Origin of the sequence: Ralstonia sp. UBA689 (assembly GCF_002298975.1) — a bacterium.
Classification (GTDB): domain Bacteria; phylum Pseudomonadota; class Gammaproteobacteria; order Burkholderiales; family Burkholderiaceae; genus Ralstonia.
In genome coordinates this window covers 38,900-60,462 of the sequence record NZ_DBMV01000034.1, presented here as the reverse complement: position 1 = coordinate 60,462, position 21,563 = coordinate 38,900, and the positions used below count along the sequence as shown (strand labels likewise).

General features: G+C 65.4%; 19 protein-coding genes and 1 tRNA gene. 11 read left to right on the top strand and 9 right to left on the bottom strand.

The window, feature by feature from the left end:
* Positions 1–6: 6 nt before the first annotated feature.
* The 7 genes from cobA to B4F51_RS16240 form a co-directional block, all read right to left on the bottom strand.
* Positions 7–813 (bottom strand): uroporphyrinogen-III C-methyltransferase, encoded by an 807-nt coding sequence (gene cobA, locus B4F51_RS16270; protein ID WP_296227187.1) that lies wholly within the window; start codon positions 811–813, stop codon positions 7–9.
* Positions 814–869: 56 nt separating this feature from the next.
* A complete protein-coding gene (locus B4F51_RS16265; protein WP_296227185.1) occupies positions 870–2,201 on the bottom strand; it encodes a sulfate adenylyltransferase subunit 1 in 1,332 nt (443 codons plus the stop codon).
* 2 nt (positions 2,202–2,203) lie between these two features.
* Positions 2,204–3,154 carry a sulfate adenylyltransferase subunit CysD gene (gene cysD, locus B4F51_RS16260; protein ID WP_232040774.1) on the bottom strand — a complete coding sequence of 317 codons (951 nt, stop codon included), beginning with the start codon at positions 3,152–3,154 and terminating at the stop codon, positions 2,204–2,206.
* A gap of 20 nt (positions 3,155–3,174) precedes the next feature.
* On the bottom strand, positions 3,175–4,002 hold the full coding sequence (locus tag B4F51_RS16255; protein ID WP_296227181.1) for a phosphoadenylyl-sulfate reductase: 828 nt from the start codon (positions 4,000–4,002) through the stop codon (positions 3,175–3,177).
* Positions 3,999–4,544, bottom strand: a complete 546-nt coding sequence (locus B4F51_RS16250) for a DUF934 domain-containing protein (protein WP_296227180.1) — start codon at positions 4,542–4,544, stop codon at positions 3,999–4,001. Before B4F51_RS16250 ends, B4F51_RS16255 begins: the two co-directional genes overlap by 4 nt.
* A gap of 18 nt (positions 4,545–4,562) precedes the next feature.
* Positions 4,563–6,227: a nitrite/sulfite reductase gene (locus B4F51_RS16245; protein ID WP_296227179.1), complete on the bottom strand. Its 1,665-nt coding sequence runs from the start codon at positions 6,225–6,227 to the stop codon at positions 4,563–4,565.
* Between the two features lie 138 nt (positions 6,228–6,365).
* A complete protein-coding gene (locus tag B4F51_RS16240) occupies positions 6,366–7,139 on the bottom strand; it encodes a sulfite exporter TauE/SafE family protein (protein WP_296227178.1) in 774 nt (257 codons plus the stop codon).
* A 155-nt stretch (positions 7,140–7,294) separates the two neighbouring features.
* Here B4F51_RS16240 and B4F51_RS16235 point away from each other — a divergent pair, with 155 nt between their 5' ends.
* The 9 genes from B4F51_RS16235 (at position 7,295) to B4F51_RS16195 (ending at position 16,262) form a co-directional block, all read left to right on the top strand.
* The gene (locus B4F51_RS16235; protein ID WP_296227177.1) at positions 7,295–8,236 is read left to right on the top strand and encodes a CysB family HTH-type transcriptional regulator; all 942 of its coding nucleotides are present in this window, start codon (positions 7,295–7,297) and stop codon (positions 8,234–8,236) included.
* 25 nt (positions 8,237–8,261) lie between these two features.
* Positions 8,262–9,431 (top strand): ABC transporter substrate-binding protein, encoded by a 1,170-nt coding sequence (locus B4F51_RS16230; RefSeq protein WP_296227176.1) that lies wholly within the window; start codon positions 8,262–8,264, stop codon positions 9,429–9,431.
* A gap of 13 nt (positions 9,432–9,444) precedes the next feature.
* A complete protein-coding gene (locus B4F51_RS16225; protein WP_296227175.1) occupies positions 9,445–10,329 on the top strand; it encodes an NAD(P)-dependent oxidoreductase in 885 nt (294 codons plus the stop codon).
* 77 nt (positions 10,330–10,406) lie between these two features.
* Positions 10,407–10,491, top strand: a tRNA-Leu gene (locus B4F51_RS16220).
* Positions 10,492–10,704: 213 nt separating this feature from the next.
* Positions 10,705–12,564, top strand: a complete 1,860-nt coding sequence (ilvD, locus tag B4F51_RS16215; RefSeq protein ID WP_296227174.1) for a dihydroxy-acid dehydratase — start codon at positions 10,705–10,707, stop codon at positions 12,562–12,564.
* Between the two features lie 75 nt (positions 12,565–12,639).
* The gene (locus B4F51_RS16210) at positions 12,640–13,446 is read left to right on the top strand and encodes a TlpA disulfide reductase family protein (protein WP_296227208.1); all 807 of its coding nucleotides are present in this window, start codon (positions 12,640–12,642) and stop codon (positions 13,444–13,446) included.
* A 173-nt stretch (positions 13,447–13,619) separates the two neighbouring features.
* Positions 13,620–14,036: a MarR family winged helix-turn-helix transcriptional regulator gene (locus B4F51_RS16205; RefSeq protein WP_296227173.1), complete on the top strand. Its 417-nt coding sequence runs from the start codon at positions 13,620–13,622 to the stop codon at positions 14,034–14,036.
* Positions 14,037–14,040: 4 nt separating this feature from the next.
* Positions 14,041–15,840 (top strand): chloride channel protein, encoded by a 1,800-nt coding sequence (locus B4F51_RS16200; RefSeq protein WP_296227172.1) that lies wholly within the window; start codon positions 14,041–14,043, stop codon positions 15,838–15,840.
* Between the two features lie 185 nt (positions 15,841–16,025).
* Entirely contained in the window at positions 16,026–16,262 is a 237-nt protein-coding gene (locus B4F51_RS16195) for a hypothetical protein (RefSeq protein WP_296227171.1), read from the top strand.
* 44 nt (positions 16,263–16,306) lie between these two features.
* Here the strand turns inward: B4F51_RS16195 and B4F51_RS16190 are convergent, their stop codons facing one another.
* Together B4F51_RS16190 and B4F51_RS16185 are read right to left on the bottom strand one after the other, a co-directional pair.
* A complete protein-coding gene (locus tag B4F51_RS16190) occupies positions 16,307–17,962 on the bottom strand; it encodes a sensor domain-containing diguanylate cyclase (RefSeq protein WP_296227170.1) in 1,656 nt (551 codons plus the stop codon).
* A gap of 1 nt (position 17,963) precedes the next feature.
* Entirely contained in the window at positions 17,964–18,953 is a 990-nt protein-coding gene (locus B4F51_RS16185; RefSeq protein WP_296227169.1) for an NAD-dependent epimerase/dehydratase family protein, read from the bottom strand.
* Positions 18,954–19,009: 56 nt separating this feature from the next.
* On the opposite strand from B4F51_RS16185, the gene B4F51_RS16180 reads away from it, so the two are divergent.
* Both B4F51_RS16180 and B4F51_RS16175 read left to right on the top strand, forming a co-directional pair.
* A complete protein-coding gene (locus B4F51_RS16180; RefSeq protein ID WP_296227166.1) occupies positions 19,010–20,059 on the top strand; it encodes a CDP-6-deoxy-delta-3,4-glucoseen reductase in 1,050 nt (349 codons plus the stop codon).
* A gap of 279 nt (positions 20,060–20,338) precedes the next feature.
* Positions 20,339–21,526, top strand: a complete 1,188-nt coding sequence (locus B4F51_RS16175; RefSeq protein WP_296227165.1) for an acetylornithine transaminase — start codon at positions 20,339–20,341, stop codon at positions 21,524–21,526.
* Positions 21,527–21,563: the final 37 nt, after the last annotated feature.

The following is a 21,563-nucleotide window of genomic DNA, read 5'->3' as shown; positions in this document are numbered from 1 at the left end:
TAGGCGTTAGGCGGCCAGCACGTGGGGCTCGCTGGAGAAGCCTTCCGGCGCAGCCACCGTCGCGCGCGCAGCAAACGCGTCGCCGATCATCAGCAAGCTCGGGTGCTCAGGGTTGATCCACGCGGCGGCGGCGCCATCGGCCATCTGCTGCAGGGTGAAGCATGCCGAGCGCTGCTCGGGCGTGGTGGCGGCTTCGACCACCCAGGCGGGCGTCGACGGTGCGCGGCCGCGAGCAATCAGGTCAGCGGCAATGGATGCTGCTTGGTCGCGGCCCATGTAGTAGACGAGCGAATCGGCCTGCGCCACGGGTTCCGGCACGATGCCTTCGGGTTGCGGCGTATCCGGATCGGCCGCCTTGGCTTGCGTAACAAACGCGACGCTGCGGGCGACGCCGCGCTTGGTCAAGGGCTGGCGGATGGCAGACGCGGCTGCCAGCGCAGCAGTAATGCCCGGCACGACTTCGTAGTCGATGCCGGCCTGCTCGAGCGCCTGCAGTTCCTCGTCGGCACGGCCAAACAGCATCGGGTCGCCGCCCTTGAGGCGCACCACGCGCTGATATTTGGTCGCCAGATCGACGAGTTGGCGGTTGATGAAGCGCTGCGCGGTGGAACGCTTGCCGCAACGCTTGCCGACAGCGATCAGCACCGCCTGCGGGCAATATTGGAAGACCTCCGGCGAGACCAGCGCGTCGTGCAGCACGACCTCGGCTTCGCCCAACAACCGTGCACCGCGCACGGTGATGAGGTCTGCGGCGCCGGGGCCTGCACCAATCAGGCTCACGTGGCCGAGTGTTTTGGGGGTCTTCGCTTCCATTGCCTGGATTCCTTTGCTTTTTCCTGCGGGGCGCAGCTTACCGCGCCCCATCCACATTAGGAAAATGCACGGATCATGCCAGCCGCCACCGTATGGTGCGTCGCTTCGTCCACCAGGATGAACGCGCCGGTCGCCGGGTTATCACCGTACGCATCGCAGACGATCGGCTTCTGCAGGCTGATGTTGACTGTGCCGATATCGTTGAGCGCGATCTGCTTGCGGCCGGTTTCGTGCGACAGCGTATGCACGTCGAGCACGCGCTCGACTTCCGACACACGCGCAAACACGGTGGCAGTCGTGTGCTTGAGCACATACTTGCGGGCCGGGTTCAGCTCATGCTCGTCGAACCAGCACAGGTCGGCGTGCAGCTTCTTGGCGGCGTTGGCGGCGGTCGTCGGGGCGGCAACAATGGTGTCGCCGCGGGAGATGTCCACGTCGTCGGCCAGACGCACGGTGATGGTCTCGCCGGGGCCGGCGGATTCAGCTGCGCCATTGGGCGTCAGCACTTCAGCCACCGTGGTTTCGCGGTTGGCAGGCAGCACGCGCACGGCTTGGCCAACGCGCACGGTGCCGGCTTCCACACGGCCCATGTAGCCGCGGAAGTCATCGGCCTGCGAGCCGTCCTGACGCGCCACGAGCTGCACCGGGAAGCGCAGCGCGTCATCGCCCACCGGAGCCGTCTCCTCCACCTTGAGGTCTTCGAGCAGCGCCAGCAGCGGCTCACCCTGATACCAAGTCATGGCTTCGGAGGCATGCACGATGTTGTCGCCGCGCAGCGCCGACACCGGCACGTAGCGCACGTCGTGCAGGCCCAGTTGGGCAGCCAGCGCATCGTAGGCGGCACGGATTTCGTTGAAGCGCGTTTCGCTGTAGTCAACCAGATCCATCTTGTTGATGGCCACGATCACATGCTGCAGCTCCAGCAGCTTCACGATGGCCGAATGGCGCTTGGTCTGGGCCAGCAGCTCCGTCTTGCCGTCGACGGTCGTCACGCGCGTGGCATCGATCAGGATGATGGCGGCGTGCGCGGTCGAGGCGCCGGTCACCATGTTGCGCGTGTACTGCTCGTGGCCCGGCGTGTCGGCAATGATGAACTTGCGGCGCGCGGTCGAGAAATAGCGGTACGCCACGTCGATCGTGATGCCCTGCTCACGCTCGGCTTCCAGGCCGTCGGTCAGCAGAGAAAAATCGATCTGTTCGCCAGCGGTACGCTTGTTCTTGGCGTTGGCCAGCGCTTGCAGTTGGTCGGTCAGCACGGCCTTGCTGTCGTACAGCAGGCGGCCGATCAGCGTGCTCTTGCCGTCGTCAACGGAACCGGCGGTGATGAAGCGCAGCAGGCCTTGGTGCGATGCAGGATGCGTCGCTGGGTGCGTCGAATGCGTTGTCATGATCAGAAATACCCTTCCTTCTTGCGCTTTTCCATCGAGGCTTCGCTCGTCTGGTCGTCCATGCGCGTGGCGCCGCGTTCAGTGATTTCGGTCACGGCCGTCTCGGCGATGATCTCGGCCGGCGTGGCAGCGGTGCTCGCCACCGGGCATGTGCAGCTGATGTCGCCCACGGTGCGGAAGCGCACCGACAGGACTTCACTCACGTCGCCATCGGCCTTGGGCGTGATCGACGTAACCGGCACCAGCAGGCCGTTCTTGCGCACGACTTCACGTTGATGCGCGTAGTAGATCGGCGGCAGGGCGAGGTTCTCGCGGGCGATGTACTGCCACACGTCGAGTTCCGTCCAGTTAGAGATCGGAAACACGCGCATCTGCTCGCCCTGTGCCATGCGGGCGTTGTACAGGCTCCAGAGTTCCGGGCGCTGCGCCTTCGGATCCCACTGGCCGAACTCGTCGCGGAACGAGAAGATGCGTTCCTTCGCGCGGGCCTTTTCTTCATCGCGGCGGGCACCGCCCATCAAAGCGTCGAAACCGTGCGATTCGATTGTTTCCAGCAGCGTGACGGCCTGTGCCGCGTTGCGCGAATCGGTTTCCTTGCGCAGGCGCACCGTGCCGCGCTTGATGGAATCTTCCACATGCCCGACCACCAGGCGCGCACCCAGCTTGGCAACCTGCTCGTCGCGGAAGGTGATCACTTCCGGGTAGTTGTGGCCCGTGTCGATGTGCACCAGCGGGAACGGCAGCTCGATCTTGCGATCACCCAGGCGGAATGCCTTGAGCGCCAGATGCAGCATCACGATCGAATCCTTGCCGCCCGAGAACAGCAGCGCCGGGTTGCGGCACTCGGCCACCACCTCGCGGATGATGTAGATCGACTCGGCTTCCAACCAGTCGAGGTGTTCGTTCTGCACAGGCGTCAGTGCCGTGCCGGGGATCTCGCTCATCACTCCCATGATTCTTCCTTCGCTTTCGCTCAATTCTTTTGCGACAGGTTCGTCGCCGAATTTGTCACCGCATTTGCCACATGCAGACCGCATTCCTTGCTGTCGCGCGATTCCCACCACCATCGGCCGGCGCGCACGTCCTCGCCGACACGCACCGCGCGCGTGCACGGCTCGCAGCCGATACTCGGATAGCCCTTGTCATGCAGCGCGTTGGTCGGCACGTTGTGCTGCTCGAGGTAGGCCCAGACTTCAGCCTCGGACCAGTCGAACAGCGGGTTGTACTTGGCGATGCCGCGCGCGGTGTCGTCTTCGGCAAACGGCAGGTCGGCACGGGTGACAGCCTGCTCGCGGCGCTGGCCGGTGAGCCACCCGTCGGCGTCTTTCAGTGCGCGGTTCAGCGGCACCACCTTGCGGATGTTGCAGCAGGCCTTGCGCAGCTCGATGCTGTCGTAAAAGGCGTTGAGGCCATGGTCGCGCACGTAGGCTTCCACTGCGCGGGCGTCCGGTGCGTACTGCTCGACGGTGTAGCCGTAATGCTCGCGAATGCGGTCCAGCATCGCCAGCGTTTCGGCGTGCAGGCGCCCGGTTTGCAGCGTGAAGATCGGCAGGTGCACCCGCACGGCCTCGGGGCTGCGCAGGATCGCATCGGTCACGACCATGTCTTCGGCGGCCAGGCTGGTGGCGAACTTCGCCACGCCGTGCTTGGAGGCAATCTCGGCCAGGCGTTCGAACAGCGCGGCTTCCTTGGCGGCCAGCGCCTGGGCGGTACCGGTGTAGACGGGACGCGTCCACAGCACCGGACGCCCGATTGCGGACACCGGCACTTCGGACACAGCGATATCTTGGGTGTCGCTCACGCGGCCTCCTGGACAGCACGCTCGCGGCGGAACAGCGGGCGCGGTTCGTCGACGGCGCCTTGGTAGCGCACGCTGATCTCGCCAAAGCCATTCAGCGCGTCGTCGATGTTCTTGTCTGCGCGCACGGCGTAGGCGTCAAAACCGCAACGGCGCATGAAGTCGAGCTGATCGCGCAGCACGTCGCCAATGGCGCGCAACTCACGCGTAAAGCCCAGGCGCTGGCGCAGCAGGAATGCCGTGCTGTAGCCGCGGCCGTCTCGGAAGACCGGGAAATCCACCGCCACCAGCGGCAGGGTCGGCAGGTCGGCCTGCAGGGCAAACGGCTCGTCTTCCGGGGCCAGCCACACGGCCAGCGTGCCGGCGCGGGCACGGGCCAGCAACGCTTCGCGGTTAGCTGCCCAGTAGGGCAGCGGCACGATGGCGTGGGCGGCGGCATCCACTTCGGCTTGTGCCAGATCGCCACCTTCCGGTGCGCGCAGCACTGTCCAGTCATCGGCCACGACGGCCGGGGCACCGTTTTCCAGCTTGATGATCTTGCTCATGCTCATTTCCCTCGGCGTTCAGGCTTCTTCACGGGCGTAGACGCGTTCCTTGAACGGAGCCATGCCGATGCGGTTGTAGGTATCGATGAACAGCTCGTCTTCCGTGCGGTTGGCAACGAAGGTGTCGATGATGCGTTCGATCACGTCGGGCATTTCTTCAGCCTTGAACGACGGGCCGATGATCTTGCCGATCGCCGAATCGTTGCCCTGCGCGCCGCCCAGCGACACCTGGTACCACTCTTCGTCGTGCTTATCGACACCCAGGATGCCGATGTTGCCGACGTGGTGGTGCCCGCACGAGTTGATACAACCTGAGATGTTGAGCGACAGCTCGCCCAGGTCATACACGAAATCGAGGTTGTCGAAACGCGCTTGAATCGCCTGTGCGATAGGGATCGACTTGGCATTGGCCAGCGAGCAGAAATCGCCACCCGGGCAGGCGATGATGTCGGTCAACAGGCCGATGTTGGCGGTGGCCATGCCATGCTGCTTGGCGAGTTGCCACAGCTCGAACAGGTCATGCTTCTTGACGTCTGGCAGGATCAGGTTCTGCTCGTGCGCCACGCGCAGCTCGCCGAAACCGAAGCGTTCAGACCAGTCGGCCACCAGCGCCATCTGCTCGGCCGTCGCGTCGCCCGGGGGCAGTGCCACGCCCGGCTTGAGCGACAGCGTGACGGAAGCGTAGCCCGGCACGCGGTGCGCATGCACGTTGCGGCTCACCCAGCGCGCAAATGCCTTGTTCTCAAGCAGCGCCTTCTCGTAGGTGGCGTCGGTGTCGGCCAGCTTTTCGTAGGCGGGCGGCGTGAAGAACCCGTTCACCCGGTCGAACTCTTCCTGCGTGATGGTCGACGGGCCGTCCTTGATGCTCTGCCACTCTTCTTCCACCTGGCGGGAGAACTCTTCCGCGCCGATGGCCTTCACGAGAATCTTGATGCGCGCCTTGTATTTGTTGTCGCGGCGGCCGTAGCGGTTGTACACGCGCAGCGTCGCTTCGATGTACGACAACATGTGCTGCCACGGCAGGTCTTCCTTGATGATCGCGCCGAGGATCGGTGTGCGGCCCATGCCGCCGCCGGCCAGGATGCGCAGCAGCAGTTGGCCGTCCGCGCCGGTGTAAGCGTAGACGCCGATGTCGTGCAGTTGCACCACGGCGCGGTCTTCACGCGTGGCCGAGATGGCGATCTTGAACTTGCGCGGTAAGAAAGCGAACTCGGGGTTGAACGTCGACCACTGGCGCAGGATCTCAGCCAGCGGGCGCGGATCGGTGTACTCGTCCGCCGCCACGCCGGCAAACTGATCGGTGGTGGTGTTGCGCACGCAGTTGCCGGAGGTCTGGATGGCGTGCATCTCCACCGAGGCCAGCTTGGCCAGGATATCGGGCACCTGATCCAGTTGGATCCAGTTGTACTGGATGTTCTGGCGCGTGGTGAAGTGGCCGTAGCCGCGGTCATGCTCGGCGGCGATGTGGCTGAGCATGCGCAGTTGCTTGGCCGACAGCGCGCCGTACGGAATCGCCACGCGCAGCATGTAGGCGTGGCGCTGCATGTACAGGCCGTTCTGCAGACGCAGCGGCAGAAATTCTTCTTCCGTCAGCTCGCCCGAGATACGGCGGCGCACCTGGTCGCGAAACTGCTCTACGCGGTCTGCGACGAGGCGTTGATCGTAAGCGTCGTATTGGTACATGACTAATCAGTCCGTTCCGGTCTGTGCCGGCGTGCAATTCAAATGGGGGAATACGGCAAAACGCGTTCGTTGCGGTGCTGCGGTCGGTTCAGCGACAACGGCCAGCGCCAAGCCGCATGACGTGGTGGATCTTGCGCATCACGACACCAGCTTGATGGCCGTGACCGTCAGCGTGGCGGCAAGCGCGCCGCGCACCAGACGTTCCGGCAGATTCTTTGAGAGGCGCGCCCCCAGCCAGATGCCCGGGATGGAGCCCACCAACAGAGAGACCAGCAGGTTCCAGTCGATCGTGCCCAGGTACATGTGGCCGAGACCCGCCACGGCGGTCAGCGGTACGGCATAGGCGATATCGGTGCCGGCCACTTCGGCGCTCTTCAACTCGGGATACAGGATCAGGATGAGCGTCGCGCCCACCGCGCCGGCGCCGATGGACGACACCGTCACCAGCACACCCAGCACCACGCCAACGATGACGGTGGCCACGGCCAGCGCCGTGCCCTGCAGGCGGTAGCGCGGGTTGGCCGCCAGCCAGCCCAGCACGCGCTGGCGGAACAGCAGCGAAATCACCGTCAGGATGACCGATGCGCCGATCGTCACGCGAATCAGGTGCATCCACTCCGCATCCAGGTTGCCGGCGGTTTTCAGCACGATCACCGTCACCAGCGCGGCGGGCAGGCTGCCCAGGCACAGGCGCTTGACGATGTCCCAGCGGATATGGCCGTGGCTGCGGTGCGCGATCGTGCCCACACCCTTGGTCAGCGAGGCGAACGCCAGATCGGTGCCCACGGCGGTGGCCGGCGAGAAGCCGAACATCAGCGTCAACAGCGGCGTCATCAGGGAACCGCCGCCCACGCCCGTCAGGCCGACCAACAGGCCGACCAGCAAACCGGAAACCGTATAAGCAAGCGTCATGGCGCGGGAGACATTGAGGGCGTGTTATCACGAAGTTCGAGCATCGTAATGAAGCGGCCTCATATCCCAAACCAATAAAAAATTGTTTGTTTATATGGTGTCGGTTATAAGTAGCGTTCAGTTCGCACCCGTTCTTCTTTATCGACCGCGCAGCCATGAACCTTCACCAATTCCGCTTCGTGCGCGAAGCCGTGCGGCAGAAATTCAACCTGACCGAGGCCGCAAAAGCGCTCTATACATCACAACCAGGCGTCTCCAAGGCCATCATCGAGCTGGAAGAAGAACTGGGTGTCGACATCTTCACGCGGCACGGCAAGCGTATCCGGGGTCTCACGGAGCCGGGCCGGCGCATCCTGGCCTCGGTCGAGCGCGTGCTGGAAGAGGTGGAAACGCTCAAGCGCGTAGGCAAGGACTACGCCGCGCAGGACCAAGGCAACTTCACGATCGCCACCACGCACACGCAGGCGCGCTATGCGTTGCCGAAAGCGATTGCGGAGTTCACGCGCAAGTACCCCAAGGTGCGCCTGTCCATCCAGCAGGGCACGCCCGCACAGATCGCCGAGATGGTGCTGCACGACCAAGCCGACCTTGCCATCGCCACCGAGGGCATGTCGCACGTGAAGGACCTGATCTCCATCCCCGGCTACCAATGGCAGCATGTGGTGGTGACGCCGCCCGACCACCCGTTGCTCTCACGCCAGCACCTGACGCTGGAAGACCTGAAGGGCTACCCGATCATCACGTACGACCAGCACTTTGCCGGCCGCCCCAAGATCGACCACGCCTTCGAACTGCGCCAGATCAAGCCCGACATCGTGCTGGAGGCCATCGACGCGGACGTCATCAAGACCTACGTGGAAGTGGGTCTGGGCGTGGGTATCGTGGCCGGCGTCGCCTTTGACGCCGAGCGCGACCGCAACCTGCGCGCGATTCCCGCCGGGCACCTGTTCGGCACCAACGTCACGCACCTCGGCATCAAGCAAGGGGCGTATCTGCGCGGCTTTGTCTACACCTTCATCGAACTGTTTGCGCCGACGCTCACGCGCAAGCTGGTGGAGCAATTGCTCGCTGGCGAGCACGAAGCGTACGAACTGTAATTCGCCAGAACCTTCCGGAGACTCCATGACGACCCGACGTCGCCTGCTGTGCGGCCTCGCGCTCTTTGCCAGCGCCGTGGCCACTGCCCTGCCCGCCCAAGCCGACATCCGCGTGGGTGTAGTGCTTTCGACCACCGGCCCCGCCGCGGCCATCGGCATCCCGAGCAAGAACACGGTGCAGATGTGGCCCGCGACCATCGGCGGCCAGCGCGCGCAGGTAATCGTGCTGGACGATGCATCCGACCCGTCGATGGCGGTGCGCAATGTGCGCAAGCTGATCGCCGAAGACAAGGTGGACGTAATCGTCGGCCCGACGATCGTGCCGACGGCGCTGGCCTCCCTCGATGCGGTAGCCGAAGGGCAAACGCCGATGATCACGCTGGCGGCTTCGGCCTCCATCGTCGAGCCGCAGGACGCCAAGCGCCGCTGGGCCTTCAAGATGCCGCAGAACGATTCGCAGATGGCCACGCTCGTCACGCAGCACATGGCGGACAACGGCACGCACACCGTCGGCTTTATCGGCTTTACTGATGCGTATGGCGAGAGCTGGTGGCGTGAATTCTCGAAGCTGGCCGAGGTGCGCAAGCTGCGTGTGGTCGCCAACGAGCGCTTTGCGCGCACAGATACCAGCGTGACCGGCCAGATTCTCAAGTTGATGGCCGCCAAGCCGGACGCGATCCTGATTGCCGGGGCCGGCACCCCTGCCGCATTGCCCCAACGCACGCTGGTCGAACGCGGCTACAAGGGCCGCATCTACCAGACGCACGGCATCGCCAGCACGGAATTCCTGAAGGTGGGCGGCAAGGATGTGGAAGGCACGCTCTTCCCGACCGGCCCGGTGGTGGTGGCGCGCGAACTGCCGGCCAGCCATCCGGTGCGCAAGGTGGCCGTGGAATTTGCCGAGCGTTACGAGGCCAAGTACGGCCCGAACACCGTCACGCAGTTTGCGGGTGACGCCTGGGGCGCGTGGCAACTGCTCGACAACGCTACGGCCCGCGCGCTGAAGACCGGTGCCAAGCCCGGCACGCCGGCCTTCCGCGCCGCCCTGCGCGACGCGCTGGAAACCACACGCGACCTGACCGTGCCCAACGGCGTACTGAACCTGAATGCCCAGGATCACCAGGGCTTCGACCAACGCTCGCGCGTGATGGGCATCATCAGGAACGGCCGCTTCGCCTACGCCGGCCCGAAATAACCAGAGACTCGCCATGACACGCATTGCCTTCATCGGCCTCGGTAACATGGGCACGCCGATGGTCCAGCACCTGATCGCCGCCGGGCACACCGTGCGCGCCTATGTACGCCGTCCGGAAGCCGCCGACAACGCCCGCGCCATCGGCGCCGAGCCGGTCAATACGCCCGCCGAGGCCGCGCGCGCCGCCGAGGTCGTCTTCACCAATGTCACATCCACCGCCGACGTGGAGGCCGTGCTGCTGGGGCCGGATGGCGTTATCCACGGTGCACCGCGCGGCGCGGTGTGCATCGACCACAGCACGATTTCTGCCGTGGCCACGCGCCGCATTGCAGCCGAGCTGGAAGCGGCGGGCATCGAATTCCTGGATGCGCCGGTCTCTGGCGGCACCATGGGCGCGCAGAAGGCCACGCTGTCGATCATGGTGGGCGGCAAGGCCGAGGTGCTGGAGCGCGTGCGGCCGCTGCTGCAACTGCTGGGCACCACCATCACGCATATCGGCGGCCACGGCGCCGGCCAAGTCGCCAAAGCCTGCAACCAGATCGTGCAGGTTATCAACATCCAGGGCATCGCCGAGGCCATGATGTTTGCACGCGCCCAGGGCGCCGACCCATCACGCGTGCTGGCCGCCATCGGCCCGGGCTTTGCGGGCAGCCGCATGCTCGACATGATGGGCCCGAAGATGGCCGAGCGTAACTTTGCCGCCGGCATCGAAGCCCGCCTGCACGACAAGGATTTCGGCCTGGTGCGCGAGATCGCCCACGAACTCGGCCTGCAAATGCCGGCAATGGAGCTGGTGGCGTCGCAGCTCAATACGCTGGTCACCAACGGCTGGGGGCATGACGATACGTCATCGCTGCTGCGCGTGCTGGAAGCGCAGAACAAGCGCGAGGCGGATTGAGCCTCCTTTCGCCCCGACCGGCCCGTCTTGTTCGGTGAGCCGGATTTCTGGCATAATTGTCGGCTAATTCGCTCACTGCCCGAGTGGTGAAATTGGTAGACGCAGGGGACTCAAAATCCCCCGCCGCAAGGCGTGCCGGTTCGATTCCGGCCTCGGGCACCAGAATTCAAGCCGCTTCTGTTCACGCAGAAGCGGCTTTTTCATTGCCCGCTCACCACCGACGTGCCAACCCCGCGGCGCGGGGCAACACGCTCCAACAGCCGTGGGATAATGCTACGTTTGCCCCGGGCGTGGCTCAAGAGGTTGTTCGCACGGGCGCGCGAGGGCCTTTATCCGCGTGGCCCGCTCCCTTTCGATATCGCTTCGACAACCACAATGCCCACATACCGTTCCAAAACCTCCACCGCCGGCCGCAACATGGCAGGCGCGCGCTCGCTGTGGCGCGCCACCGGCATGAAAGATGAAGACTTCCAGAAGCCGATCATCGCGGTGGTCAACTCGTTCACCCAGTTCGTGCCCGGGCACGTGCACCTGAAGGATCTCGGCCAGCTCGTCGCGCGTGAGATCGAGGCTGCCGGCGGCGTCGCCAAGGAATTCAACACCATCGCCGTGGATGACGGCATTGCGATGGGCCACGACGGCATGCTGTATTCGCTGCCCAGCCGCGACATCATTGCCGACTCGGTCGAATACATGGTCAACGCGCACTGCGCCGATGCCATGGTGTGCATCTCCAATTGCGACAAGATCACCCCGGGCATGCTGATGGCCGCCATGCGCCTGAACATCCCCGTGATCTTCGTGTCGGGCGGCCCGATGGAAGCCGGCAAGACGCGCCTCGCAAACCCGGTCACGAAGGCCATCGAGATTAAGAAGCTCGACCTCATCGACGCGATGGTGATCGCAGCGGACTCGAAGTATTCCGACGCTGAAGTGGCCGAAGTCGAACGCTCGGCCTGCCCGACCTGCGGGTCGTGCTCGGGCATGTTTACCGCCAACTCGATGAACTGCCTGACCGAAGCGCTGGGCCTGTCGCTGCCCGGCAACGGCACGGTGGTTGCCACGCACGCAGACCGCGAGCAGCTCTTCAAGCGCGCCGGCCAGCGCATCGTGGAACTGGCCCGCCAGTACTACGAGCAGGATGATGAGCGCGTGCTGCCGCGCTCGGTCGGCTTCAAGGCGTTTGAGAACGCAATGACGCTGGACATCGCGATGGGCGGTTCGACCAACACGATCCTGCACCTGCTGGCCATCGCGCAGGAAGCCGGCATCGACTTCACGATGGCCGACATCGACCGCCTGTCTCGCGTCGTGCCGCAGCTCTGCAAGGTCGCGCCCAACACGAACAAGTACCACATCGAAGACGTGCACCGCGCGGGCGGCATCATGGCCATCCTCGGCGAGTTGGACCGCGCCGGCAAGCTGCACACCGACGTGCCGACCGTGCATGCGCCCACGATGAAGGACGCGCTGGACCAGTGGGACATCGTCCGCACGTCGAACGAAGCCGTGCAGACGTTCTACCGCGCTGGCCCAGCCGGCATCCCGACGCAGGTGGCGTTCAGCCAGAACACACGCTGGCCGAGCCTCGACCTGGACCGCGCTGAGGGCTGCATCCGCGCCTATGACCATGCATTCTCGAAGGAAGGCGGCTTGGCTGTGCTGACGGGCAACATCGCGCTCGACGGCTGTGTCGTGAAGACCGCTGGCGTGGACGACAGCCTGCTGGTGTTCGAGGGCACGGCCCACGTGACCGAGTCGCAGGACGAGGCGGTGGAAAACATCCTGAACGACAAGGTCAAGGCCGGCGACGTGGTGATCGTGCGCTACGAAGGCCCGAAGGGTGGCCCCGGCATGCAGGAAATGCTCTACCCGACGAGCTACATCAAGTCGAAAGGCCTGGGCAAGGCTTGCGCGCTGCTGACGGACGGCCGCTTCTCGGGCGGCACGTCGGGCCTGTCGATCGGCCACTGCTCGCCCGAAGCGGCGGCCGGCGGCGCGATCGGCCTGGTGCGCGACGGCGACAAGATCCGTATCGACATCCCCAACCGCACGATCAACGTGCTGGTGTCGGATGAGGAACTGGCGCGCCGCCGCGAAGAGCAGAACGCCAAGGGTTGGAAGCCCGCCAAGCCGCGTCCGCGCAAGGTATCGGCTGCGCTCAAGGCGTACGCGAAGCTGGTCATGTCGGCCGACAAGGGCGCGGTGCGCGATCTGTCCAAGCTCGACGACTGACGCTACGGTGGGCTGCGTGTGCGCCCATCCGCTCCCGAAGCCGCTCTCCGGAGCGGCTTTTCTACTTCTGATCCAATGAGTGTCGGTCCTTACTCGGTGCACGTCGTCGCGGTCGCCATTGCGGCCCTGCTCGCATGGCTCGTTGCACACTCGATGCAACGCGGCCAGCCAGGCAACTCGCAGAAGACGGCGGCCAACCTGCTGCTCGATACGCTGCTGGTCGGCCTGATCGCCGCGCGCGCAGGCTATGTCCTGCGTTGGTGGCCAGAATACAGCGCCGCGCCGGCATCCATCATCGCCATCGGCGACGGCGGGTTCACCTGGTGGGCCGGCCTACCCGTGGCGCTCGTCTTTGTCTGGTGGAGAACGCGACAAGCGCACGCGTTGCGCCGGCCTGCATTGGCCGGGGTGGCGGCCGGCATGCTGGTGTGGGGCCTGGCAAGCGGAGCGCTGACGCTGGTCCAGCGCGCCACGCAGCCCTTGCCGGCCCTGCAGGTTCTGGCCATCGATGGAACCCCCGTTTCGCTGAACAGCTATGCGGGCAAGCCCATCGTCCTGAACCTGTGGGCAACCTGGTGCCCACCGTGCCGACGCGAAATGCCGATTCTGGCCAAAGCGCAGTCGGACTACCCCGGCGTCACCTTCCTGATGGTCAACCAGGGCGAGGATGCACAAGTGATACGCACCTTCCTCGAACAGCAAGGGCTGAAATTCAGCCACATGCTGCTCGACGCGTCATCGAAAACGATGCAAACCTACGGCTCACGCGGACTGCCGACCACGCTGTTCTTCGATGGCCAAGGCAAGCTGGTCGACTCGCACATGGGTGAATTGACTGCCGCTCGCCTCAAAGAGACGGTTCAGCATCACCTCACTCCATGATCGCGCGCGATTGCAGACGCATCCCCATACGCGTTCGCATCGGACAAATCCAAGAGGCCACGCTCTGACGTGGCCTTTTTGCTTTCCAGCTCCCGTGTTGCGCCGATGTCGTGGCGGCCTTCCTCGATATATCACATCATGATATATTTCGCCGAAACCGCCCCCGCCAAACCATGTCCACCGCCGCTTCACGTCCGTTGTCCAAGCAGGACTTCGAAACCCTTTCCGACTTCCGCTATCACCTGCGCCGCTTCCTGCGCACCTCTGAGGATCTGATCCAGTCCAAGGGCATCACGCCGCTGCAGTACCAACTGCTGCTGCACATCAAGGGCTACGCCGGGCGCCAATGGGCCACCGTCGGCGAGCTGGCCGAACGGCTGCAGGCCTCGCCGCACGGCACAGTCGCCCTGGTCACGCGCTGCGAAGAGGCCGGCCTGGTCGAGCGCCGCGCGAGCGAGATCGACGCGCGTCAGGTGGAAGTCCACCTGACGAAGAAAGGCGATCGCCTCGTCGCTCTGCTGGCCGCGCTGCACCAAAGCGAGTTGAGCGCGTTCAGCCGCGCTTTCAAGATCCCCCATTTCGAGCGGTAACGCCATGCAGACCCTTGCACACCGGCGCGATTTCGCGACCGACACCACACTCTTTCGCACCACCGCGCTGGCGGTCGTGATTGCTGCATTTGCCACGCTGGCCGCAGTGGCGCTGCTCAACCTGATCCGCTTCTTCACCAACCTGTTCTTCTTCCAGACGCTGTCGCTTGCCAACCGCTCTCCGGCTGACAACACGCTGGGGCTGTGGGTGGTTGCGGTGCCGGTCATCGGCGGGCTGATCGTCGGGATGATCGCGCACTTCGGCTCGGAGAAGATCCGCGGCCACGGCATCCCTGAAGCCATTGAAGCCATCCTCTTCGGCAAGAGCAAGATGTCGCCCAAGGTGGCCGTGCTCAAGCCGCTCTCGTCCGGCATCGTGATCGGCAGCGGCGGGCCGTTCGGCGCGGAGGGGCCGATCATCATGACCGGCGGCGCAATCGGCTCATTGTTTGCGCAGTTCTTCAAGCTGACCGCCGCCGAGCGCAAGACGCTGCTGGTGGCCGGTGCCACGGCGGGTATGACGGCGGTGTTTGGCACGCCGGTGGCGGCGCTGCTGCTGGCAGTGGAACTGCTGTTGTTCGAATGGCGCCCGCGTAGCATGCTGCCGGTGGCAGTGGCATGCGCGGTGGCCGGCTTCCTGCGCGTGCTGGTGCTGGAGCCCGGCCCGCTCTTCCCGCTGGAAAGCGTCCCGGCGACGCTGCCCGCACTGGGCTCATGCGTGGTCGCGGGGCTACTGTGTGGAGCACTGGCGCGCTCGCTGTCGATGGCGCTCTACAAGACCGAAGACCTGTTCGCCCGCCTGCCGATCCACTGGATGTGGTGGCCGGCCATCGGCGGGCTGGCGGTCGGTATTGGCGGCTATTTCGAGCCGCGTGCGCTGGGCGTTGGCTATGACGTCATTGGCGATCTTCTGCACAACCATCTGGCCATCCGCGTGGCGCTGGCGCTGCTGGTGGTCAAGGCGGTGATCTGGGTGATCGCACTGGGCTCAGGCACCTCGGGCGGCGTGCTCGCGCCGCTGCTGATGATGGGCGCCGGCCTGGGCGTGTTGCTCGGCCCCGTGCTGCCCGGCGGCGATCCGGGCCTGTGGCCGCTCGTGTGCATGGCGGCCACGCTGGCGGGCGTGCTGGGTGCACCGCTCACCGGCATCGTCTTCGCGTTCGGGCTCACGCACGACGTAAACGCCATCCTGCCAGTGCTACTGGCCGTGGCGGTGGCCTACGGCTTTGTGGTGCTCACCATGCCGCGCTCGATCATGACCGAGAAGATCGCGCGACGCGGCTTCCATATCTATCGCGAATACGGCGTCGACCCACTGGAGCGCCACGCCGTGGATGAAGTGATGACGCGCTCTGCGCAAACCATCGAAGCCGAGGCGACGCTGGCCGATACGCTGGCCGGGCGCTTTGGTCCGTCGCAGGCGCACCGGGCGTTTCCGGTGGTGCGTGAAGGCGCGCTGGTCGGCATGCTTGACCGAGCTGCCCTGTTGGCCGGACAGGCACGCGGCGCAAGCATCATCGCCGAACTGTTCGGCGCCAACGCCCCGGTGATGGCGCTGCCCGGCGAAACCTGCCGCATCGTCGCCACGCGCCTGGCGGTGCATGGGCTGGAACGGCTGCCGGTGGTGGCCGATTCGCAATCGCGCCGGCTGGTGGGCATCGTCTCCCGCAGCGATCTGGTCAAGCCATCGCTCGCGTTCTTCGACGAGGAGCAACGCCGCGAGCGATTCCGTCGCGTGCCATTGTCGGGCACGCGCACGCAACTGGAGCTGCGGCGCCGGCGTGCTGGCCGAACGGCGCGTTAAGGCCATCGGGCTTATTGCAGGACAGGCTCGACACGGTCTTGTATGCGTCGGCACAACAGACTTCTGGCCCGTGACCTCGACGAGTACCATCGACCCATGGGCGCGCCACGCGCCTAGCTCTAGTCTGGTGTAACCGCAGCGCATGCTATGCACAGCGGATCGACATACACCAAGCCGGAGCTACCATGAACGAATACACCGTCCGCTTTCAAGTCAAACGCACGATCACCAGCGAACAGGTCAAAGAGAACTTGTCCCTGACGAGACTACCCAAATCACTCGGCAACAACGCCTTCACGATCAGCACGATGATGGGCTTGAGTGACCTGAAAAACGGGCTCAAGCACGGCTTCCCCAACACCCAATGCTCAATCGACGAAGACGACAGCAGCAGTGGCGGAAGTAGCAGCGAATCTGATTGAATCGGCCTCCTATAGGGCCAATCCGGAGACATCACGCACCGGCATTACCCCGCCACGTGCCGGTTGCGCCCACTCTCCTTGGCGCGATACAACGCCAGATCGGCACGCTTGAGCATCTCCGACGCTGTATCGCCCGACCGGCACACCGTCATGCCCATGCTGACGGTCATGACCAGGCCGGTCGGGAAGCTCTCGTCGGGCTCGGCCACGGCGGCGCGCAGGCGCTCGGCCGCCTCGGCGGCGGCTTCCAGCGTGGTGCGGCTCATGACGATGGCGAACTCCTCGCCGCCCAGGCGGCCAACGAGATCGCTGCTGCGCAGGACGCCCGTGGCCAGCGACGCAAAGCGCTGCAGCGCCATGTCGCCCACCGCGTGACCCCACGTGTCGTTGATACGCTTGAAGTGATCCAGGTCGGCCAGCACCAGCACGAGCGGCTCGCCGCGGTTGTGGGCACGCGTGAGAGCCGTCTCGAACAGCGCCAGGAAGCGGCGCCGTGTCAGCACGCCGGTAAGATGATCGAAATGCGCCTCGTTGGCGAGCGCGCTGTTGGTGCGCTGCAGCCGCTGGTTCAGATGGCGCGTGACGCGGTGGTGCTGCCGCTCGCGCAGCAATGACCACGCCACGAGCACGAAGGTCAGCAGCACGCTCACGAACAGCACGAAGCCAATCATGCGGTTGCGGTCATGGGTGGCCATCTGCTGCTCCCAGGCGAGCAGCGGCTCGACCACCATGATGGTGAGGTCGGCGCTGGCATTGCGCGACACCGTAAGCGAGGGAGTGGCACTGCCCTCACGCCAGACCAGACCATTGCGCATCTCTGCCGGCACCCAGCCGGGCACATCGCGCCGCGCCTGCGCGGTGGGCTGATACGGCCACGGGTCGAAATCGACGCGCTGATAAGCGTTGTAGCGATCGCTGGGGCCCATACGCTGCAGGCGTGCGTCCGGCCGGAGCCTGCCCACCAGAGAGGCGTCGGTCGACAGGATGATCAACCCGTTTGGGTCGGTCAGCAGGGACGTCGGATGCGATACCCAGTGCTGCAGGCGCGCGAGGCTCACCTTCGTTGCCATCGCCGCCACCAGATGGCCGCCATCGTCGTACACCGGCGCAGCGAAGAACAGGCCGGGCAGGCCGGTCACCCCACCCACCGTGAACTGCTCGCCCAGTCCGCCCAGCATCGCCTCCTTCATGTACGGCTGCATGCTCGACTGCACGCCGAGGAACGTATCGGCTCGGCCCGCATTGTTGGCCAGCACCACATAGCCGCGCGGGTTGACCACCCAGACATAGTCCAGCCCGAGGTTGCCGGCGGCGGTACTCAGGAAGGCACTGGCCTCGACGACCTCCTGGTGCGTCATGGCTTCCTTGGCACGCGAGCCTTGGTCCATCAGATTCCAACGCGTCGTGTTCACGCGCGCGACGGCGCGCGCGACGGCGTCGATCTGCGCGAGCGTCTGCGGAATGGCGCGCAGCAGCGCCACATCGGCCGTGATCTGGCTCGACATCCCTTCGGCCACCTGGGCGGCGAGCTGGCGCCGGGCATCGACCATCTGCCGCACATCGCGCGCACCCATGGCGTCGGCCACCATGTCAGCACCCACCCAGCAAAGTCCCACACCCACCACGACCGCCGCCAGCACGAGCGCCAGTCGCGCGATGAGGGCGCGCGCTGCGGAAGGCGACGGTGCGGGGGCGTTCATGTCAGGCTCCACCGTGCAGGAAGTGCGCGACGGTCGGATAGCGCAGCGTGACACGCAGCTCGTCGGTCAGGCGTGCATTGCGCAGCCGGCGCGATTCGCTCATGAACGAGAGCAGCGTCGGCTCCAGCCGCTGCGCCGCTTCGGCCCGCGCAATGCGCGGCGGACGTGGCAAGCCGCGCGCATCGGCCACGGCATCGAAATAGTCGCCCATGCGCAGTTCGGAAGCGTCGCTCGCGTGCACCACGCGCTGCGCCCGCCCGCGGAACAGCGCTGCGATCAGGGCCCGCGCCAGGTCATCGGCGTGGATGTGGTTGGTGTAGACATCGTCCTCCGCGCACAAGGCGGGCGTGCCGCGTTCGAGCCGGGCAATGGGCAGGCGATCGGCCGCATAGATACCGGGGATGCGCAGGATCGACGTGCGCCAATCGCCGCGCGCACCCAACCAGCGCACGCGGCGCTCGGCCGCCACGCGGCGCTGCGCACGTGCGGTGGACGGGTTGACCGGTCGGGATTCCTCGACCCAGGCGCCGCCCGCGTCACCGTATACGCCGCTGGTGCTGGCGTAGACGAACGATCGCGCTTGGAGGCGGGTTTTCAAGCGGCCGGTGTAGCGCGCCCGGTCGGGTAAAATGCGATGTTTCGTGCCTCGCGGCATCGGCCCCGGACGCGCCAGCGCGTGCAGCAGCGCAGCGGTACGCGGATCATCCGTGCCCGCAGCCGGCGGTGGCGCCAGGTGCAGCACGCGGGGGCTCAAGCCACGCAGGCGGCGCAGTGACGCGGGATCGTCCAGATTGGCCAACACGGGCACGGCACCGGCTTCGCGCAACGACGCGCGACCATCGTCCCGCGAGGTGACGGCAAAGACGCGAAAACGCGTGCACAGCTTCGTCAGGCAACGCTGGCCGACATCGCCGCAGCCGACGATGAGCACGCGAGGAAGCCCCAGGCGCGGTGCAGGTCTGGGGGGCCGGGCGACCGCCTGGCGCATCATCGGACGTGCCGCAACAAGGCGACCGGACACTCTTTTCAACATATTCGGATTGTAGTATGGCTTACCAGATCAACGTGCTGCCCAGCGGCCGCCAGTTCCAGGCCGAAGACGGCGAGACCATTCTTGCAGCGGCGCTGCGCCAGGGCATCGGCCTGCCGTACGGCTGCAAGAACGGCGCGTGCGGCTCGTGCAAGGGTCACGTGCGCGAGGGCTCCATCGTGCAGGGCAACCACTCGCCCAACGCGCTCTCCGCCCAGGAAGCCACCGAGGGCCGCGCACTGTTCTGCTGCGCCACGCCCGCCACCGACGTCACCATTGAAGTGCGTGAAGTGCATGGTGCCGGCGACGTGCCCATCAAGAAGATTCCGTGCCGCGTGGCGTCGCTCGAGAAGGCCGCGCCCGACGTCACCATCGTCAAGCTGCAACTGCCTGCTACCGAGCGTATGCAATTCCTGGCCGGGCAGTACGTCGAATTCATCCTGCGCGACGGCAAGCGCCGCAGCTACTCGATCGCCAACCCGCCGCACGACGACGGCCCGATCGAGCTGCATATCCGCCACATGCCGGGCGGCGCGTTCACCGATTACGTCTTCGGCGCCAAGGAAGGCGCTCCAGCCATGAAGGAGCGCGACATCCTGCGCTTCGAAGGCCCGCTGGGCAGCTTCTTCCTGCGTGAAGAATCGGACAAGCCGATCATCCTGCTGGCCTCGGGCACGGGTTTCGCGCCCATCAAGGCGATCATCGAGCACGCCCAGTTCATCGGCAGCACGCGCCCGATGACGCTGTACTGGGGCGGCCGCCGCCCACAAGACCTGTACATGCACGCCAAGGCCGAAGAATGGGCGCGCACGCTGCCGGGCTTCACGTACGTGCCGGTCATCTCCAACGCCCTGCCCGAAGACGCCTGGACCGGCCGCACCGGCTTCGTCCACCAGGCAATCATGGCCGATCACCCGGACCTGTCCGGCCACGAGGTCTACGCCTGCGGCGCTCCGGTGATGGTCAACGCCGCCCGCACGGACTTTGCCGCCCAGTGCCGGATGCACCCGGACACGTTCTTCGCCGACTCGTTCACCTCGGAGGCGGACCTGCACCCGGCGGGCTGACGATCAGCCGGCCGACCGTTGCACAAATCCATACAGGGTCAAAATTTCGTTTTGACTTGACTTGGCATCCGTCTTATTCTTGCGCCTTATGAACCAAGCCCTGCACCTCCGACGCCGCCGTACGTTGCTCCCTCCGGGAAGCCGCGCGGCTGTCTGCTGATTGCATATCGGGTTCACAGGATTCGACGATCACAAGGCCACGGGGCACCCCCCGTGGCCTTTGTCTTTTTCCAACAGCGTTTCTTCATCTTCCTGCCGCCTTTTTCTGGAGCTCCTGCCATGGCGTTTGCTGACTACCCCGTCCAGTCCCTGATGTACATCACCAACCGGCCCGAGATCGTCTTCACCGAAGGCAAGGGCTCGTGGCTGACGGACCACAACGGCAAGCGATACCTGGACTTCGTGCAGGGCTGGGCCGTCAACTGCCTCGGCCACTCCAACGACGGCATGATCGCCGCGCTCAACGCGCAAGCGAAGAAGCTCATCAACCCGAGCCCGGCCTTCTACAACGAGCCGATGGCCAAGCTGGCCGGTCTGCTGACAGCGCACAGCTGCTTCGACAAGGTGTTCTTCGCCAACAGCGGCGCCGAAGCCAACGAAGGTGCCATCAAGCTCGCCCGCAAGTGGGGCAAGAAGCATAAGAACGGCGCCTTCCAGATCATCACCTTCGACCACAGTTTCCACGGCCGCACGCTCGCCACCATGAGCGCGTCGGGCAAGGCCGGCTGGGACACCATCTTCGCGCCGCAGGTGCCGGGCTTCCCGAAGGCCATCCTGAACGATATTGCTTCGGTGGAGGCGCTCATCACCGACGAGACTGTCGGCGTGATGCTCGAGCCGGTGCAGGGCGAAGGCGGCGTGCTGCCGGCCACGCCGGAATTCATGCAGCAACTGCGCGCCCTGACCAAGAAGCACAAGATCCTGCTGATCGTTGATGAAGTGCAGGCCGGCTGTGGGCGCTGCGGCACCCTCTTCGCCTATCAGCTCTCCAACATCGAGCCGGACATCATGACGCTGGGCAAAGGCATCGGCGGCGGCGTACCGCTGTCGGCCCTGCTGTGCACGGATGAAGTCGCCAGCTTCGAGGCCGGCGACCAGGGCGGCACCTACAACGGTAACCCGCTGATGACGGCCGTCGGTTGCTCGGTGATCGAGCAACTGCTGGCCCCGGGCTTCCTGGCCGGCGTGCAGGAACGCGGCGCCTACCTGCGCGCGCAACTGCTCAAGCTGTCGGAAGAATTCGGCCTGGCCGGCGAGCGCGGCGAGGGCCTGCTGCGTGCCCTGCTGCTCGGCAAGGACATCGGCGGGCAGTTGGTCGAAGCCGCACGCGAGATGAACCCGACAGGCTTGCTGCTCAACGCGCCGCGCCCGAACATCCTGCGCTTCATGCCAGCGCTCAACGTGACGACCGAAGAAATCGACACGATGATCGGCATGCTGCGCACCCTGCTCAAGGCACACGCCTAAGCTTCAACGTATCGCCCCCGGGGGGGCGCGCTGTGCG

Excerpts from the sequence above, each read along its gene's own strand:
- B4F51_RS16210 (WP_296227208.1), top strand. The coding sequence starts at position 12,640 with ATGAGTGTCGGTCCTTACTCGGTGCACGTCGTCGCGGTCGCCATTGCG.
- B4F51_RS16235 (WP_296227177.1), top strand. The coding sequence starts at position 7,295 with ATGAACCTTCACCAATTCCGCTTCGTGCGCGAAGCCGTGCGGCAGAAA.
- B4F51_RS16205 (WP_296227173.1), top strand. The coding sequence starts at position 13,620 with ATGTCCACCGCCGCTTCACGTCCGTTGTCCAAGCAGGACTTCGAAACC.
- B4F51_RS16230 (WP_296227176.1), top strand. The coding sequence starts at position 8,262 with ATGACGACCCGACGTCGCCTGCTGTGCGGCCTCGCGCTCTTTGCCAGC.
- B4F51_RS16175 (WP_296227165.1), top strand. The coding sequence starts at position 20,339 with ATGGCGTTTGCTGACTACCCCGTCCAGTCCCTGATGTACATCACCAAC.
- B4F51_RS16265 (WP_296227185.1), bottom strand. The coding sequence starts at position 2,201 with ATGACAACGCATTCGACGCACCCAGCGACGCATCCTGCATCGCACCAA.
- B4F51_RS16245 (WP_296227179.1), bottom strand. The coding sequence starts at position 6,227 with ATGTACCAATACGACGCTTACGATCAACGCCTCGTCGCAGACCGCGTA.
- B4F51_RS16195 (WP_296227171.1), top strand. The coding sequence starts at position 16,026 with ATGAACGAATACACCGTCCGCTTTCAAGTCAAACGCACGATCACCAGC.
- ilvD (WP_296227174.1), top strand. The coding sequence starts at position 10,705 with ATGCCCACATACCGTTCCAAAACCTCCACCGCCGGCCGCAACATGGCA.
- cysD (WP_232040774.1), bottom strand. The coding sequence starts at position 3,154 with ATGGGAGTGATGAGCGAGATCCCCGGCACGGCACTGACGCCTGTGCAG.
- B4F51_RS16225 (WP_296227175.1), top strand. The coding sequence starts at position 9,445 with ATGACACGCATTGCCTTCATCGGCCTCGGTAACATGGGCACGCCGATG.
- B4F51_RS16185 (WP_296227169.1), bottom strand. The coding sequence starts at position 18,953 with ATGATGCGCCAGGCGGTCGCCCGGCCCCCCAGACCTGCACCGCGCCTG.
- B4F51_RS16190 (WP_296227170.1), bottom strand. The coding sequence starts at position 17,962 with ATGAACGCCCCCGCACCGTCGCCTTCCGCAGCGCGCGCCCTCATCGCG.
- B4F51_RS16240 (WP_296227178.1), bottom strand. The coding sequence starts at position 7,139 with ATGACGCTTGCTTATACGGTTTCCGGTTTGCTGGTCGGCCTGTTGGTC.
- cobA (WP_296227187.1), bottom strand. The coding sequence starts at position 813 with ATGGAAGCGAAGACCCCCAAAACACTCGGCCACGTGAGCCTGATTGGT.
- B4F51_RS16180 (WP_296227166.1), top strand. The coding sequence starts at position 19,010 with ATGGCTTACCAGATCAACGTGCTGCCCAGCGGCCGCCAGTTCCAGGCC.
- B4F51_RS16200 (WP_296227172.1), top strand. The coding sequence starts at position 14,041 with ATGCAGACCCTTGCACACCGGCGCGATTTCGCGACCGACACCACACTC.
- B4F51_RS16250 (WP_296227180.1), bottom strand. The coding sequence starts at position 4,544 with ATGAGCAAGATCATCAAGCTGGAAAACGGTGCCCCGGCCGTCGTGGCC.